The organism is Alterinioella sp. (assembly GCF_058343375.1).
On record NZ_JBTUJH010000012.1, the window covers coordinates 1 to 16825 of the forward strand.

Below are 16825 nucleotides of genomic sequence, written 5' to 3' on the forward strand. Positions count from 1 at the left end.
TCGCCAAAGGGGCTGGAAAATACGGTCATGGCGTTCCTCCTTGCGCCAGCCTGCCACAGGGCGGGCGAAGCACCTACAGCGTTTTGCGTTTTACCCGAGGCACGAGCCACATCCTGGCGGGTCGAGGCCACGGTTTGTGAAACAACCGGTTCAGCCCGCCAGGGTGGTTCAAATCAAACGCAAAGCGCTTTGGAAAAACCCGGTGCGTGATGCGGACGATGGCCCCGGCCTCCTTGTCTTGCCCCGGCGGCTCGGCTATGTCGCCCTTGCACGCCAAGGAGACCAGAGGCCCATGGATAGTTTCACCACGCTGACCGGCATTGCCGCGCCGCTGCCGCAGATCAATGTCGATACCGACATGATCATCCCCAAGCAGTTTCTGAAAACGATCAAGCGCTCGGGCCTTGGCGCGAACCTGTTTGACGAGATGCGCTTTGACGATGACGGCAATGAGATCGCCGATTTCGTGTTGAACAAACCCGCCTATCGCAATGCCGAAATACTGGTTGGCGGCGAAAATTTCGGCTGCGGATCGTCGCGCGAACATGCGCCCTGGGCGCTGCTTGATTTCGGCATCCGCTGCGTGATCGCGCCGTCCTTTGCCGATATTTTTTACAACAATTGTTTCAAGAACGGCATCCTGCCCATCGTGCTGCCACAGGAAGATGTGGACAAGCTGATGGATGATGCCGAACGCGGTGCCAACGCGGTCGTGACCGTTGATCTGGAAAGCCAGACCATCCGCGGCCCGGATGGCGGCACCATCGCGTTCGAGGTTGATGCCTTTCGCAAGCATTGCCTGCTGAACGGGCTGGATGATATCGGCCTGACAATGGAAAAAGTGGCTTCGATCGACGCGTTCGAGGCGCAGGCCGCACAGGCGCGCCCCTGGGTCTGAACCGCCGCAGATACCAGATATAGCCCCTCGGTCTTTCCGGGGGGCTATTTCCTTTGGCAACTGTGTCAAACCGGCGACACTAAAGCCTGCAAAAACGACCTGCCCAATTCGTCAACGGACTCAGAGGGTTGCGAAAGGACATGAATGTAGGCAATATCATGGCAATTGAGGCATTCCGATGGCAAATCGGGCAATAACGTGGAACAAGGGCTCGCAAAAGAGCCCGTCCAGGTTGAGGGTTTTGGGCATTGATCGCACAGCTTGTTAGCGCTGTGGTGCGGGCGATTTTGGTTGTTATCGTCATCTCCACTCCGTCCCTGCTCCTTCCGGGGTCATCCCCGGAATCGGCGCAGGTGGTGGCGCTATTGGCGCTCTTTGGCGCGGTGTTCACCTTTTCCGAATATGCCTCTTCCTATCCCGGCCTGATCGAATTTCGCGACGCCCCCCCCTTCAATCGGGTCCGTCTGATCTGCATGTTCCTGACGCTTTTCCTGCTCAGCATCGTGATGGCATCGGGTGACGGGCCGGAGTCGCTGTCGCTGATCGTGAATGCCACTGGCCTGGTCGTGGCCCATGCGATTGATTTTTCCTACAGCCCGATCGGGCTGCTCAGCACGATGCTGTCGGGCGAGGTTTCAGACAATGATCTGACGATGCTGCGTGCGATGGGCGGTCTCAGCTTTCTTGTCGGGCTGGTCACGCTCAGCGTGTTTGCGGTGCTGATGCGGGTGCAGGGCTGGCCCAACCGCAATGTCAGTTTCAATGTCTGGGTCAACCTGCCCACATTCGACCCCACAGTCGGCGGTGATGTGGTGGCACGGCTGACGCGGGACAGCCGCATTAACTATATCTTAGGCTTCGTTCTTCCATTCTTGATGCCGGTGATGGCGTCGCTTGGGGCGCGGCATCTGGGGCTGTCCCTGATGTCGTCACCGCAAACGCTTGTCTGGATGGTGACGTTATGGAGCTTTCTGCCGGTTTCATTGTTCATGCGCGGCATGGCGATGGCGCGCATCGCCGCAATGATCACGGCGCGGCGCAAGCATATCGTGCGCGAGCTGGATCAGCAGGGCGATTTGTTGCCGGTCTGATCTGCGCCATTCTGGCCGGGCCGGTCGCGGCTGATCCCATCCGCATCGCCACCTATAACACCGAATTGTCGCGCGACGGCCCCGGCCTGCTGCTGCGCGATATCCTGCGCGGCGAAGATGATCAGATCCTTGCGGTAACGGCCATAATCGCGCGGATCAGCCCCGATATTCTGCTGCTGCAAGGCATTGATTATGACGCCATGGGATATGCCCTTGCGGCTTTTGCCGACGGATTGGAAGCGCTCGGCGCGGCCTATCCCTACCGGCTGGCCCTGCGGCCCAATACCGGCATCCCCACCGGGCTGGATCTGGATGGCAACGGGCGCTTGGGCGAGGCGCGCGATGCCCAGGGCTATGGCCGGTTCAACGGTGATGGCGGCATGGCGGTTCTGTCGCGGCTGCCGATTGATATGGGGGCGGTGGTGGATCATTCCGGTTTTCTCTGGGCCGATCTGCCGGGCGGCCAGGCGCGTGAGGTGCTGAGCCCGCAGGCGCTGGCGATTCAACGGCTGGCCTCGGTTGCCGCCTGGGAGGTGCCGATCGCGGTTGACGGCCAGGTGCTGCGCCTGCTGACAATCCACGCCACGCCGCCGGTATTTGACGGCCCCGAAGACCGCAACGGGCGGCGCAATGCCGATGAATTGCGGTTCTGGCAGTTGCAGATCGAAAGCGGCGCGGTCGCGGCCCCTTTTGTGCTGGCGGGTATTCTGAATGCCGATCCGGTGGATGGCGATGCCCGCCGCGAGACGCTGCGCGCCATGTTGGACCATCCGGCCCTGCAAGACCCGGCCCCGCAAAGCGTCGGCGGCGGCGGCACTGATACTGCCGATTGGGCCGATCCCGACCCCGGCAATCTGCGCGCCAGCTATATCCTGCCCTCGGCCGATATCCGGGTCACGGGCAGCGGCGTGTTCTGGCCCGCAGAAGATGACCCGGACCGGGCGCTTTTGGGCGGATCAGACGGCAATGGCGCGTCACGGCACCGGTTGGTCTGGGTCGATATCGAATTGCAGGGCGCGGGCGATCACTGAGGCCAGCGGCGTTTGCACCAGCCCCGGCAAAAGCCGGTCCAGCGCGGTGCCATCCAATTGATGCGGCAGATCCCAAAGATAGCGCATTTCAAGCAGATACCTGGCCTCGGGCCAGAACGGGCGGGCAAGATGCAGGGGCAGCCACGACATGTGCTTGACCGCCACCGGCCGGCCCAGAACCTGCCCGCAGACCTGCGCCAGTTCCGCGCCCGTCACTGTATGGCCGGCAAAGGCCAGATCGGTGAAACCGGGCAGCCTGTCGCGGATTTCCGCCAGCCCGACCATGGCGCGGGCCAGATCGGGCAGCCAGGCCCATGCATGCGCAACATCGCTGCGGCCCGGATAGCTGAGCCGGCCTGCCGCGGCCCGTTTGGCGATGACCTTGTCGAACCAGTTGCCCGAGGGCTGATCATCCAGAAAATCCCCGGCGCGCAGCACGGCGGCGCGGATCCCGGCCTGCCGATAGGCCGCCTCCATCTGGCGGCGCACCAGCCCCAGAGGATGCTCGGCACGATGCGGCGTGTCGGGGCCGATAAGGGCGGGCATGTCAGGGCCGAAAACATAGATATTGCCGGGGATGATCACCATGGCCCCGCTGACCTGCGCGGCCCCGATCACCTGCCGCGTCAGCCCCGGCAGCAGCGCCTGCCATTTGCTGTAGGGCGGGTTCCAGCCATTGACGATCACATCGGCCCCGCGCGCGGCCTGAATCAGATCCTGACCGCGCCGGAACCGGCGAATTGTCCAGCCTGCGGCAGAAAATTCACGATCAGCATGGCGGCCGATACGGCCTGTTGCGCCAAGGATGAGGGCGGTGTTCGGCATCGGGGGCTCCTGTGAAGGGCGGTGCTTCATCCGATTATATGCCTATTGGTTTTCAATGCGACATCGCGCAAATCCCTATGACTGATATTCAATAATGAATGGGTGATACCGCGCAGGGCTTTGACTGGACCCATATCCGCGCCTTTCTTGCGGTGGCCGAAACCGGCTCGCTTTCTGCGGCGGCGCGGGCGCTTGGCCTCAGCCAGCCCACCCTTGGCCGCCACATACCGCGCGTTTCTGCCGTCCGGGCGGCCCTGGTGGCCGGATTGGGCCCGCTGCTTTCTTGACCCTCAGGCGCGCAGGCGTTACCGGGTTGCAACCCCATATCAAGGACAAGAACACCCATGAGCACCCCTTCGCTTCTTATTCTGCCCGGTGACGGGATCGGCCCCGAGGTCATGGCCGAGGTTCGCAAGGTCATCGACTGGTTCGGCACCAATCGCGACCTCGCCTTTGAGGTCAGCGAAGATCTTGTCGGCGGTGCGGCCTATGACGCCCATGGCACGCCTTTGTCGGATGAAACCATGGCCCGCGCGCAGGCGGCGGATGCGGTTCTGCTTGGCGCTGTCGGCGGCCCGAAATACGATGATCTGGATTTCAGCGTCAAACCGGAACGCGGGCTGTTGCGCCTGCGCAAGGAGATGGACCTGTTTTCCAACCTCAGGCCCGCGCAATGCTTTGACGCGCTGGCCGATTTTTCCTCGTTGAAAAAGGATATCGTGGCGGGGCTCGATATCATGATCGTGCGCGAATTGACCTCTGGCGTCTATTTCGGCGAACCGCGCGGCATTTTCGAGGAAGGCAATGAACGGGTCGGGATCAACACGCAGCGCTATACCGAAAGCGAGATCGCCCGCGTGGCGCGGTCGGCCTTTGAACTGGCCCGGCGACGGTCGGGCAAACTCTGCTCGATGGAAAAGGCCAATGTGATGGAAAGCGGCATTCTGTGGCGCGATGTGGTCACCGAGGTGCATCAGGCGGAATACCCCGATATCGAGCTCAGCCATATGTATGCCGATAATGGCGCGATGCAGCTGGTGCGCGCGCCGAAACAGTTTGATGTCATCGTCACCGACAACCTGTTTGGCGATATCCTGTCCGATTGCGCCGCGATGCTGACCGGATCGCTTGGCATGTTGCCCTCGGCCTCGCTTGGCGCGCCGATGGCCAATGGCCGGCCCAAGGCGATGTATGAACCGGTGCATGGCTCGGCCCCTGACATCACCGGTCAGGGCAAGGCCAACCCGATTGCCTGCATCCTGAGCTTTGCCATGGCGCTGCGCTATTCCTTTGATCAGGGCGATGAGGCGGCGCGTCTGGAAGCGGCGGTCGAGGCGGTGCTGGCCGATGGGCTGCGCACCGCTGATCTGTTGGGCGACGCCGGCGGAACCCCCATCAGCACCACTGAGATGGGCGACGCGATTGTTGCAAAACTGGGCGCGAGCCTCTGACATTTCGGGGCAATCCCGCCCGGGCGGGGTTGCCCTTTTGCCTTTGCCGCATGGCCGGGCTAGGGTCCGATCTGGACCCGCAATTCGAAATCAACCATGACCCTGAGCCCCCAATCCACAACCCTGCGCGGCGCCCTGTTTGCGCTTTTGGCTTTTGGCCTGTTTTCGACGCATGATGTGGTGATCAAGTTTCTGGGGCGCAGCTATGCCTCGCCTCAGATCATCTTTTTCTCGGTCCTGTTCAGTTTTCCGCTGATCGTCTTCATGTTGATCCGGGATGCCGAGGGCGGCTCGCTCAGGCCGGTGCACCCGTGGTGGACGGCAGCGCGCGGCGCGATGTCGGCAATCAGCGGCGGCACGGCATTCTATGCCATTTCGGTCCTGCCGCTGACGCAGCTTTACCCGATCCTGTTTTCCATGCCGCTGATGATCACGCTGATGGCGATCCCGATATTGGGCGAACGTGTCGGCCCGCGCCGGGCCGGGGCCATTGTGGTGGGGCTGATCGGCGTGATCGTGGTGCTGCAACCGGGCGTGTCGGAATTTACCATCGGCCATATGGCGGCGCTGGTGGCGGCGCTGGCATCGGCCTTCAATTCCATCATCATGCGCAAGATCGGCCGCGATGAACGCACGGTGGTGTTGCAGCTGTATCCGCTGATCGTGAACCTTGTGATCATGGGCGCGCTTCTGCCCTTCATCTATGTGCCGATGGAGTTGATCGACATGGGGGCCAGCGCCGTGGTGGCCGCCCTGGCGTTGAGTGCCGTGGCCTGCCTGGTTGCGGCCTATCGCGCCGCGCCTGCGGTTGTGGTGGCCCCGATGCAATATTCGCAGATCATCTGGGCCAGCCTTTTTGGGGTTTTGTTCTTCGATGACAGCATGGGCCGGATGACCCTGATCGGCACCGCCATCATCATCGCCTCAGGCATCTATATCGTGCTGCGCGAAGATAAACGCCGGGCCGAAGGGTCATCGCAGCCCGTCTTGCGCTCACGGTCACGGGCCGGCACGCCATCAACGCCGCGCGTGGCGTCGTTCCTGACCCGGGAGGAACAGGATAAATGACCGACCCTCCGCCGATCCGGCTGGCCGTAGTGGCCACCGCAGCCGATAATGTGCAGGCCTTGCAGGCCCTGCGCGCCTTGGCCGGGGATCGCATCGAACATGTGGTGCATCTGGGCGGCAAGGATGCCGATTACAAAGCCAATAATTTTTTCCGTATGCGGCCGGTCGCGGCCAAGCGCGGCGATCTGATGGATGGCGACCGCTTTACCGGTGCCGCCGCAGCCCTTGATACCGGCCCCGGCATGGCCACCGCGCAGCGCGAGGCGATTGACAACCTGACCCGCGGGTCAGATCAGATGGCCTATAAGTTCCACCCCATTCAGGACGTGCAGGATTATCAGCACATCACCCATATCGCGCATGACGTGATGGCGGAAATGCTGGTCCGCGAGCGCATCACCCATGTGCTGTTTTTCGACATTCCGCATATGTTTTATGACACTTGCCTGCGCCAAGTGGCAGAGGCGATTGGGCTGGAGGTTCTGATCCTGCGGCAGAGCTTTTTCCCGCGTCAGTTTTTCTCGATGCGCGGCGCGATGGATCTTGGCCATATGATTCCGCGCCCGGGCGATGCTGACGCCGCGCCGGTTTCGCTCCCCGATGGCGGCCCGGATCTGTTCTATATGAAAGGCGTCAAGCAGGAACGCGATGCGCCGGGTCGGCTGACGCTGCGGGCGGTGGCGCAGATGATCACGCATCATGCCGTCAACGCACCGCTCAAGCTGCTGAACCCGATTTACATGACCCGCCTGTTGCGCCGGATGCACCGGCTGGCGGGGCGGTTCCCGAAATGGCGCGACCCGTTCCATCATTTCTTCCACACCGATCACCTGGCCTATTTCGACCAGCTTGCCGAGGCCGAGGAGAGCACCCCCGATCTGACCCGGCCATTCGTCTATTTCCCGATGCAGTGGCAACCCGAGATGACCACCAGCAGCCTGGGCGGGCGCTACCGCGATCAGCTGCTGGCGCTGGAACGGCTGGCAATGATGCTGCCCGAGGGGCACCTGATCTATGTGAAGGAAAACCCCAAGCAGAACGGCAAGATGCGCTCGCCACTGTTCTTTCACCGGATGAACCGGATCAAAGCGGTTCGCCTGATGCCGAGCCATGCCAACAGCCAGACATTGCTGGCCCATTCGGTGGCGGTGGCCAATGTCTCGGGCACGGTCGGTTGGGAGGGCGTTCTGGCCGGCAAACCGGTGCTGTGTTTCGGGGCCACCTGGTGGGCCGAGGCCCCGGGGGTCACGCGCTACCGGCCCGGGTTGCGGTTTGACGAAATATTGGCCAACACGCCCACCCGCGACGGCGCCGAACGCTTTGCCGGTGTCTTGCAGGCCAGATCGCACGCGGGCAATGTGCAACGCCAGTTCATCCGTGCCGATGCGGATCTGCCGGATACTGAAAACGCCGATCTGGTGGCGCGCACCATCCTCGATCTGCTGGACGGGCGCATCGCCCATAGTTTCGATCCGCTGGAGAAAAGCCCATGAGCCAGGTGGCCATCATCCCCGCGCGCGGCGGGTCGAAACGGATCCCGCATAAGAACATCAAGCCGTTCCTTGGCGCGCCAATGCTGCATTGGCCAATTGCCGCCGCCCACGCCTCGGGCCTGTTCGACCGCATCCTCGTGTCTACCGACGATGCCGAAATTGCCGATTGCGCCCGGGCCGCCGGGGCCGAGGCGCTGCTGCGCCCGGGTGATCTGGCCGATGATTTCACCGGCGTGGTGCCGGTCATCCGCCACGCGCTTGGCACCCTGCCGGGCCAGATCGACGCGGCCTGCCTGATCTATGCCACCGCGCCGTTTCTGCTGGCGGGTGATCTGCTGGCCGGAAGGGCGGCGCTGCAAGGGGCGAGCTTTGCCCTGTCGGTCACCACCTTCCCCTTTCCCATCCAGCGCGCGGTGATGAAAACGCCGGATGGCCGGTTGGTCATGGCCACTCCCGAACACGCCCAGACCCGGTCGCAGGATCTGCCCGAGGCGCTGCATGATGCGGCAATGTTTGCCTGGGGGGACCGGGCGGCGTGGATGTCGGAGATGCCGCTGTTCGGCCCGCAAACCGCAGCGGTGGAGATTCCGCGCCATAGGGTGCAGGATCTGGACACGGCCGAGGATTGGGTGCGGGCGGAATATATGGGTCAGGCGCTGATTGCCGCCGGTGAAATATCGCCGCCTTGACGGGGGCGCGTGGCCAAGGGAAAACCGATCGCATGACAGATCCCATTCAAATCGAACATGTCACGCTTGGCGAAGGGCTGAAACCGTTCCTGATCGCCGAGCTGTCCGCCAATCATGACCGTGATCTTGATCTGGCGCTCAAGCTGGTCGATATCGCCGCCGATGCCGGCTGGGATTGTGTCAAGTTCCAGACCTATAATGCCGACACGCTGACGGTGCCGTCAAAACACGCCTCGATGAAGATCGACCCGGTCTGGGGCAGCGACAATCTTTATGATCTCTACAATTCGGCCGGCATGCCGATGGAATTTCACGCGCCGCTCTTTGCGCGTGCGCGTGAACGCGGGCTGGTGCCCTTCACCTCGGTCTATGATCCGCGCGACATGGAGTTTGTCGAAAACCTGGGCTGCGCGGTCTACAAGATCGCCAGTTTCGAGATGACCTTTGACGATCTGCTGATCGAGGTCGCGGCCACCGGCAAGCCGATCATCATGTCCACCGGCATGGCCAATCTGGGCGAGGTCGATCACGCCATGGAAGTGCTGGACAAACACGGGTCCGGGCCGGTTGTGCTGTTGCATTGCGTCTCAAGCTACCCGGCCCCGGTCGAGGAGGTGAACCTTGCCTCGATGGCCACGCTGCGCGACCGCTTCGCCCGCCATATCGGCTTTTCCGACCACACCATCGGCGCAGACGTCGCGGTGACGGCGGCGGCGATGGGGGCGGTGGCGATTGAAAAGCACTTCACCGATGACATGACCCGCCCCGGCCCCGACCACCGGTTTTCCGCCACGCCCGAGATCCTGCGCGAGATTGCGCAAAGGGTCGGGATGCTCCAGATCATGCGCGGATCGGCAACCAAGGATACGGCCGAGGCCGAGGCCAACAACCGGGCCGGTTTTCGCCGGTCTGCCTTTGCGCTGCGCGATCTCAAGGCGGGCGCGGTGCTGGCCTATGGCGATTATCGCTTCGTGCGGCCCAATGCCGGCGTGCCGGTCAGCGACAAACCGGCCCTGATTGATCGCAGACTGGCCCGCGATGTGAAGCAGTATGACCCTATTTTCTATGAGGATCTGGCTCCGAGATGAAACTACGCCCTGCTACAATGAACGATGCGAAAATGCTGTTCGAATGGCGCAACGATCCGCAAACGCGGGCGATGTCGAACACGCAAGACCCGGTGGACTGGGAGGCCCATGTCAAATGGCTCGAGGCAAGCCTGGCGAACCCTGCCCGCGACATTCTGATTGCAGTTGTTGAGGTGCCGGTGGGAACGGTTCGGCGAGATCACGACGAAACGGGAAATATTGGCGTATCCATGACCATGGCCCCGGAGGCTCGCGGGCGCAAATTATCGGGCCCAATGATGGATATGGCGACGTCGGACCCGGGGCTGTATACATGCGGAATTCGCGCTGACAACCCGGCCAGCAGACGCGGTGTTGAACGGGCGGGGTTTGTCTTTACCCATCATATTGATGGCATGGATTTTTTCATCAAAGAGCGAAGGAATACAGTGATGACCCCCGAACAGATCGAAGCAAAACTGAAGCTGATTGATGCCATCGAACAGGTGCGCAACAAGAACAACGTGAACTGGATGAACCTGCTGCGCGTCGCGCTGCGCGCCGACCCTGAGGGAACGCTGGAACTGGTGCGCCAGATCAACACCAAGGACAATGAAATATCCGAGCTGTTTGCAAAACTGGGTGAGCCTGTCTGAGGGCGCGAGACCGGCCATTTCGGCGCGCCAAGGGGGCCAGGGGTCAGGACCGCTATTGGCACAGGCCTTGCAGCACGGCGCGGGTGCCGTGTTTTCGGATCTGGCCATGCTGGCGCGCGAATGCTGACAGGAAATGGCTGTCATTGGCCAATTCGCCAAAGACAGCCTCTTGTGCAAGAAAACCGGCGGGGTCTTCGGCTGCAAGCACTGCGGCGCCAACCAGAGCCTCGGCGCGCTCGTCATCCACGATATAGCCCGCGCCGGTTTCGACAGATCGCGCCAGATACTGACACCAGAACGCAACTTCCAGCGCCAACAGATCCACAGGGCTTCCCGCCGCAAGCGCATCGGATACGGATGGCAGAACGAATTTCGGCTGCCGGTTCGATCCGTCAAAACACAGCCGGGCGATGGTATCGCCAATTGCCGGATTGGCGAAGCGTTCGGCGCAGGTATTCAGATAGGCGGTGTAATCGACGCCGTCGATCGGCGGCAGGATCGGGATTACTTCTGCGGTCATCAGATGCGTCAGCCAGGCCGCAATATCGGGATCGGCCATCGCCTCATGCACATATTCATGGCCAAGCAGCGCCGCAGGATATGCGATGGCCGCGTGGCCGGCATTCAGGATGCGCAGCTTCATGGTTTCATACGGGGCCACATCGGCGACAAATTCGACACCGACATGTTCCAGCGCGGGGCGCCCTTGCGGGAAATTATCCTCCATCACCCATTGCCGGAACGGCTCACACGCAACCGGGGCGGCGTCATCAATGCCGAAGCGATCGGTCACAATCTGGCGTTCGCGCGCGGAAGTGGCGGGCGTGATGCAATCGACCATACTGCCGGGAAAGGCGACGTTTTCGGCAACCCAATCATGCAGATCGCCTGATATCAGCCCGGCCAGCCCCAACATGGCCGCCCGCGTGACATGGCCGTTTTCCGGCAGGTTGTCGCAAGACAGGATGGTGAAGGGCGGGATACCAAGCGCGCGCCGCCTTTGCAGACCGGCCAGCAGCAGGCCGAACACTGTCGCAGGTTGGTCCGGGGCCATGGCGTCGTGCTGAATTTCGGGGTGGGCGGCGTTGAACCCGCCGGTGACGGCATCGACGAAATAGCCCCCTTCGGTGATCGTCAGCGACACGATGCGGATGGAGGGATCGGCAAGCTGCTCGATCAGGGCACCGGCCTCGACCGGGCAGAAATCGATCATCACTCCGGTCACGCGGGCGCTATAGCCGGAGGGGTCAAGTTCAATCACGGTTGTCAGCCAATCCTGACCGATCAGGGCGGCGCGTTTTTCGGCGTCAAAGGGTTTTACCCCGGCCCCGATGATGGCCCAGTCATGGTCGCGGCCCAGATTGAACAGCCTGTCCAGATAAACCGCCTGATGGGCGCGATGAAAATTGCCGACACCGATATGGACGATGCCCGCGCTAAGATCGCCGCGCCGGTAAAGCGGCGTTGCCACGGTGCCGGGCAGGTCGGACAGAGTTGCGAGCGATAGGGTGCGTGTCATGTCAGCTCATCCAGTTTCCGCCATCGACGTTATACGTCTGGGCCACGATGTAGCGGGCCTCTTCGGTGGCCAGAAACACCGCCATTCCGGTCAGATCCTGTGCCGTTCCGATGCGCCCGAACGGAACCGCGGCACCCACTTCGCGCTTTTTCTGACCCCGGGCCTTGCCCTCATATTTGGCAAAGAAGGCATCGACGTCGTCCCAATGTTCACCGTCGACGATACCGGGCGCGATGGCGTTGACGTTGATGCCATGTTCGATCAGGCTCAGCCCCGCCGATTGGGTCAGGCTGATCACTGCGGCCTTTGACGCGCAGTAAACGGCCACCAGCGCCTCGCCGCGTCGCCCCGCCTGGCTGGCCATGTTGATGATCTTGCCGCCCTGGCCGCGGGCAATCATGTGTTTTGCCACCGCCTGCATGGTAAAAAATGTGCCCGCCACATTGATCGCAAAGACCGCGTCAAAATCGGTGCGGTCAATCTCGGTCAGCGGCGCGGCCGAGAAAATCGCGGCGTTGTTGATCAGGATGTCGATGGCCCCAAGCTGGCTGATGGCCGCAGCAAGGCCCGCGTCGATGCTGCTCTGATCGGTCACATCCATGCGCAGGGGCGTGGCCGCATCGCCCAGATCATGCGCGGTTTGCTCTGCCCGAACCATGTCGATATCGGCAATGGCCACGCGCGCGCCTTCCTCAATATAGGCCTGGGCAAAGGCCCTGCCGATGCCGCGCGCGGCCCCGGTGATCAGGGCGGTTTTACCGGCCAGACGGGTCATGCGATGCGCAGATCTTCGGCGTCAAAGCGGTGGATGCGATCCTCATCCGGGGTCAGGTAGATGGTGTCGCCATGATGCAGGGCAACCTCGCCACCGGCGCGCACCGTGATCGGATCACCGCCCATATCCAGATGCACATGAAAGAACGTGTCCGAACCCAGATGCTCGGCCACGCCAACGGTGCCTTTCCAGCTGCCTTCGGTGGCCGAGGGGCTGATATGTTCGGGCCGCACGCCGATGGTATGGGCGCCTCGATCCGCCGCATCCTTGCCTTGCAGGAAATTCATCTGGGGGCTGCCGATAAAGCCTGCGACGAATTTGTTGCGGGGGTTGTGATACAGATCCAGCGGGCTGCCGACCTGTTCAATCACACCGGCCTGCAGCACCACGATCTTATCTGCCATCGTCATCGCTTCGACCTGATCATGGGTGACGTAGACCATGGTCGTATCCAGGCGTTTGTGCAGTTCCGAGATTTCCATCCGCATGCCGACGCGCAGGGCGGCATCGAGATTGGACAGCGGTTCATCAAACAAGAACGCCGCCGGTTCGCGCACGATGGCACGGCCAATGGCGACCCGCTGACGCTGCCCGCCTGACAATTGCCCGGGGCGGCGTTCAAGATAATCGGTGAGGTTCAGTATCTTCGCGGCGGCCTCGATCCGGCGGTTCTGTTCGTCTTTCGGCAGGCCGGCCATGCGCATCGGAAAGGCGATGTTCTTTCTGACCGACATATGCGGATAAAGCGCGTAGCTCTGAAACACCATGGCCAGCCCGCGTTTGGCGGGGGGCACCATGGTGGCGTCGTTGCCGTCAATGCGGATCTGCCCGCCGGTGACATCCTCAAGCCCTGCGATCAGGCGCAGCAATGTTGATTTGCCGCAGCCCGAAGGCCCGACAAAGACCACAAACTCACCGTCTTCGATGGTCAGGTCCAGCGGCGGAATGACTTCGACATCGCCAAACGCCTTGCTGACCTTATCAAGTGTAATGCGTCCCATAATCCATGTTTCCTTATTTGACGGCACCAAAGGTGAGGCCGCGCACAAGTTGTTTCTGGCTGAACCAGCCCATGACCAGAATGGGCGCGATGGCCATGGTCGACGCGGCAGAGAGTTTGGCGTAGAACAACCCTTCCGGGCTGGAATAGCTGGCGATGAAGGCCGTCAGCGGGGCCGCGTCCACGGTGGTCAGCGTCAGCGTCCAGAACGCTTCGTTCCAGGCCAGGATGATATTGAGCAGGATGGTCGAGGCAATGCCCGGCAAGGCCATCGGCGTCAGCACATACAGGATTTCGGATTTCATCGTCGCACCGTCCATCCGCGCGGCTTCCAGAATTTCCCCCGGAATTTCGCGGAAATAGGTGTAGAGCATCCAGATAATGATCGGCAGGTTGATCATGGTCAGAATGAAGATCAGGGCAAATTTGGTATCCAGCAGCCCGGTCTGGATCAGGATCAGCCGGATCGGATAAAGCACTCCGACCGCGGGCAGCATCTTGGTCGACAGCATCCACAGCAGGATATCCTTGGTGCGTTTGCCGGGCACAAAGGCCATCGACCAGGCCGCCGGCACCGCGATCACAATGCCAAGCGCGGTGGAGCCGACGGCAATGGCGACCGAGTTCCAGAGGAAACGCATGTAGTCCGACCGCTCCTGCACGATGAAGTAGTTTTCCAGCGTCCAGTCAAAGCCCAGGAATATCGGCGGATCGGCAATGGCGTCCGCCTCGGTCTTGAAACTGGTCAGGATCGTCCACAGGATCGGGAAAAAGATCAGCAGGGCGATGATCCAGGCTGCCGTCGAAAAGGCGATCTTGCGTTGGGTCGTGATTGCACGTGCCATCTGGTCAGCCCCCCTCAATTATCCAGGTTTTTGCCGACAACGCGCATCAGCACGAGGGCAATGATATTGGCCAGGATCACGGCGATGATGCCACCGGCCGATCCAAGCCCGACATTCTGGCTTTCGATCACCCGCTGATAGACAAGATAGGTCAGCGTCCGGGTGCCGAAGGCCCCGCCCGTGGTCACGAATATCTCGGCGAAGATCGACAGCAAAAAGATCGTCTGGATCAGGATCACCACGGTGATTGCACGGCTCATATGCGGCAAGATGATATGGATGAAGCGGCTGATTGCGCCGGCACCGTCCATTTCAGAGGCCTCCAGCTGTTCGCTGCTGAGCGATTGCACCGATGTCAGCAGAATGAGCGTCGCAAAGGGCAGCCACATCCAGCTGACGATCAGGATGATCGAAAACAGCGGTAATTGTGACAGCCAGTCTATCGGTTCCAGCCCGAAGAATTGCCACAGATGTGCCAGCAGGCCGTTGACCGGGTTCATGAACATGTTCTTCCAGACCAGCGCCGCGACCGTGGGCATCACAAAGAAGGGCGCGATCACCAGAATGCGCACCGGCCCCTGGCCCCAGATCGGTTGATCCAGCAACAGCGCCAGAAAGATGCCGCCGATAACCGTGATCAACAAGATACCGCCAACCATCATCAGCGTTGTCAGCACGCTGTCCTGAAAGGCGCTTGAGGTGAGAAACCGGGCGTAATTGCCAAAGCCTTCGCCCCATTCGAACGTGCCGCGCAGCGGGCGGTAATCCATGAAGGAAAACCACAGCGTCAGCGTCAGCGGCACCAGCATCCAGACCAGCAAAAGAAACACGGCAGGGGCAATCATGAAGCGGGCGGCGGACCTGGAATGTTGCGTTGCCATGATTTTTCCTTACATTTCCGTCCCGCGCGTCAGTGCCGCGCTACGGGGACATGGGGGATGGGCTGCGGCCAGCATAACAGGCCGAGACGGAAGGCGAGAAATCAGAAGTAGAGAGAGAGAGGGGCGGAGGGCGGGGCGATACCCGCCCTCCGGGGAGAGAAATCAGCCGATCAGTAACCGGCTGCGTCCATTTCCTCGACGGCAAGCTCCTGCGCCTGCTCCAGCGCTTCCTCGGCGCTCATCTGTCCGGCAAGGGCGGCCGAAAAGATTTGCCCGACCTGCGTGGCCAGGCCCGCAAATTCAGGGATCGCCACAAACTGCACGCCGGTATAGGGAACCGGATCAACCGTCGGGTTGGTCGGGTCAGCCGACAGGATCGATTGCAGGGTCATCGCCGCAAAGGGCGCTGCCTCCAGATAGGCCGGGTTCTCATAGAGCGAAATCCGCGTTCCCGGGGGGACATTGGCCCAACCCTCATTGGCCGCAACCAGTTCGACATAGCCGGGGCCGGTGGCCCAGTTGATGAAGTCCATTGCCGCCTCGGGCGCATCCGACGAGGACGGAATGGCCAGCGACCAGGCCCAGAGCCAGTTGCCGCGCGGGCCAAGCCCGTTATCGGGTGCCAGCGCAAAGCCAACCGAATCCGCGACCGAACTGTCATCGGGGTTGGTGACGAAAGATGCCGCGACGGTGGCGTCGATCCACATGCCGCAACGGCCGGTCTGGAACAGGGCCAGGTTTTCGTTGAAGCCGTTATTGGCGGCACCCGGAGGGCCTGCTTCATTCATCAGATCGAGATAGAAGTTGAGCGTGTTGGCCCATTCTTCGCTGTCAAATTGCGGCACCCAGTCCTCATCGAACCAGCGTGCGCCAAAGGAGTTCGAGGCCGCGGTCAGGAAGGCCATGTTCTCGCCCCAACCGGGCTTGCCGCGCAGGCAGATGCCGTAGATGTCATTGTCACGGTCGGTCATGGCGATGGCGGCTTCGCGGATAAACGCCCAGCTTGGCGCGTCGGGCATTTCCAGCCCGGCCGCTTCCATCAGGTCGGTGCGATACATGACCATGGAGCTTTCGCCATAAAACGGCGAGGCATAGAGATTGCCGTCAACGGTCAGGCCGCCGCGAATCGCGGGCAGCAGGTCGTCGATATTGTAGCTTTCGGGCAGATCGTTCAGCGATGTCAGCCAGCCAAGTTCACCCCAGATCGGAACTTCATAGGTGCCGATGGTGATGACGTCATACTGGCCGCCGCCGGTCGCGATATCGGTCGTCACGTTCTGGCGCAGAACATTTTCCTCCAATGTCACCCATTCCAGCGTGATGTCGGGGTAGGCTTCATTGAACGCGTCGGTCAGGCCCTGCATGCGGATCATGTCGCCATTGTTCACGGTGGCGATCGTGATGGTTGTGCCGTGGCCGTCGGCCAGGGCGACCGTCGCCAGCATGGACAAAGAAGTGGCACCCAGAAGGGCGCGGCGCAAGGTTGTCATTATTTCCTCCCAATACCCAAAAATGGGCAATTGCTATTTGCGTGGG

The 16825-nt window shown here is 61.5% G+C and carries 16 protein-coding genes and 1 pseudogene; 10 read left to right on the plus strand and 7 right to left on the minus strand.

Features of this window, described 5'->3' with window-relative positions; translation table 11 throughout:
* Positions 1 to 292 precede the first annotated feature (292 nt).
* The 3 genes from leuD (at position 293) to ACW8PS_RS02000 (ending at position 3020) form a co-directional block, all read left to right on the plus strand.
* On the plus strand, positions 293 to 898 hold the full coding sequence (gene leuD, locus ACW8PS_RS01990) for a 3-isopropylmalate dehydratase small subunit (RefSeq protein WP_491525582.1): 606 nt from the start codon (positions 293 to 295) through the stop codon (positions 896 to 898).
* Between the two features lie 248 nt (positions 899 to 1146).
* Complete coding sequence (locus tag ACW8PS_RS01995) at positions 1147 to 1989, plus strand: hypothetical protein (protein WP_491525583.1); 843 nt, start codon at positions 1147 to 1149, stop codon at positions 1987 to 1989.
* A 44-nt stretch (positions 1990 to 2033) separates the two neighbouring features.
* On the plus strand, positions 2034 to 3020 hold the full coding sequence (locus tag ACW8PS_RS02000; RefSeq protein WP_491525622.1) for an endonuclease/exonuclease/phosphatase family protein: 987 nt from the start codon (positions 2034 to 2036) through the stop codon (positions 3018 to 3020).
* Here ACW8PS_RS02000 and ACW8PS_RS02005 read toward each other — a convergent pair.
* Positions 2964 to 3845: a Rossmann-fold NAD(P)-binding domain-containing protein gene (locus ACW8PS_RS02005; protein ID WP_491525584.1), complete on the minus strand. Its 882-nt coding sequence runs from the start codon at positions 3843 to 3845 to the stop codon at positions 2964 to 2966. The genes ACW8PS_RS02000 and ACW8PS_RS02005 overlap by 57 nt on opposite strands.
* A 98-nt stretch (positions 3846 to 3943) precedes the next feature.
* Between ACW8PS_RS02005 and ACW8PS_RS02010 the strand changes: the two are divergent.
* The 7 genes and pseudogenes from ACW8PS_RS02010 to ACW8PS_RS02040 all read left to right on the plus strand — a co-directional run.
* A pseudogene (locus ACW8PS_RS02010) lies at positions 3944 to 4126 on the plus strand (helix-turn-helix domain-containing protein); the annotation flags it as partial.
* A gap of 63 nt (positions 4127 to 4189) precedes the next feature.
* On the plus strand, positions 4190 to 5296 hold the full coding sequence (gene leuB / locus ACW8PS_RS02015) for a 3-isopropylmalate dehydrogenase (protein WP_491525585.1): 1107 nt from the start codon (positions 4190 to 4192) through the stop codon (positions 5294 to 5296).
* A 96-nt stretch (positions 5297 to 5392) separates the two neighbouring features.
* Entirely contained in the window at positions 5393 to 6364 is a 972-nt protein-coding gene (locus ACW8PS_RS02020; protein WP_491525586.1) for a DMT family transporter, read from the plus strand.
* Positions 6361 to 7857 carry a capsular polysaccharide export protein, LipB/KpsS family gene (locus tag ACW8PS_RS02025; RefSeq protein ID WP_491525587.1) on the plus strand — a complete coding sequence of 499 codons (1497 nt, stop codon included), beginning with the start codon at positions 6361 to 6363 and terminating at the stop codon, positions 7855 to 7857. The genes ACW8PS_RS02020 and ACW8PS_RS02025 overlap by 4 nt, the downstream gene beginning before the upstream one ends.
* On the plus strand, positions 7854 to 8546 hold the full coding sequence (pseF, locus tag ACW8PS_RS02030) for a pseudaminic acid cytidylyltransferase (RefSeq protein WP_491525588.1): 693 nt from the start codon (positions 7854 to 7856) through the stop codon (positions 8544 to 8546). The genes ACW8PS_RS02025 and pseF overlap by 4 nt, the downstream gene beginning before the upstream one ends.
* A 32-nt stretch (positions 8547 to 8578) precedes the next feature.
* Positions 8579 to 9634, plus strand: a complete 1056-nt coding sequence (locus tag ACW8PS_RS02035) for an N-acetylneuraminate synthase family protein (protein WP_491525589.1) — start codon at positions 8579 to 8581, stop codon at positions 9632 to 9634.
* Entirely contained in the window at positions 9631 to 10269 is a 639-nt protein-coding gene (locus ACW8PS_RS02040; protein ID WP_491525590.1) for a GNAT family N-acetyltransferase, read from the plus strand. Before ACW8PS_RS02035 ends, ACW8PS_RS02040 begins: the two co-directional genes overlap by 4 nt.
* 52 nt (positions 10270 to 10321) lie before the next feature.
* On the opposite strand, the gene ACW8PS_RS02045 is transcribed toward ACW8PS_RS02040, so the two are convergent.
* The 6 genes from ACW8PS_RS02045 to ACW8PS_RS02070 form a co-directional block, all read right to left on the minus strand.
* Complete coding sequence (locus ACW8PS_RS02045; RefSeq protein WP_491525591.1) at positions 10322 to 11788, minus strand: mannitol dehydrogenase family protein; 1467 nt, start codon at positions 11786 to 11788, stop codon at positions 10322 to 10324.
* Position 11789: 1 nt separating this feature from the next.
* Positions 11790 to 12563, minus strand: coding sequence for an L-iditol 2-dehydrogenase (locus ACW8PS_RS02050; RefSeq protein WP_491525592.1), 774 nt, complete (start codon positions 12561 to 12563; stop codon positions 11790 to 11792).
* Positions 12560 to 13564: an ABC transporter ATP-binding protein gene (locus ACW8PS_RS02055; RefSeq protein ID WP_491525593.1), complete on the minus strand. Its 1005-nt coding sequence runs from the start codon at positions 13562 to 13564 to the stop codon at positions 12560 to 12562. Before ACW8PS_RS02055 ends, ACW8PS_RS02050 begins: the two co-directional genes overlap by 4 nt.
* 13 nt (positions 13565 to 13577) lie before the next feature.
* Positions 13578 to 14408 (minus strand): carbohydrate ABC transporter permease, encoded by an 831-nt coding sequence (locus tag ACW8PS_RS02060; protein ID WP_491525594.1) that lies wholly within the window; start codon positions 14406 to 14408, stop codon positions 13578 to 13580.
* 14 nt (positions 14409 to 14422) lie between these two features.
* Positions 14423 to 15289, minus strand: a complete 867-nt coding sequence (locus ACW8PS_RS02065; protein WP_491525595.1) for a carbohydrate ABC transporter permease — start codon at positions 15287 to 15289, stop codon at positions 14423 to 14425.
* 170 nt (positions 15290 to 15459) lie between these two features.
* The gene (locus ACW8PS_RS02070; protein WP_491525596.1) at positions 15460 to 16779 is read right to left on the minus strand and encodes an ABC transporter substrate-binding protein; all 1320 of its coding nucleotides are present in this window, start codon (positions 16777 to 16779) and stop codon (positions 15460 to 15462) included.
* Positions 16780 to 16825: the final 46 nt, after the last annotated feature.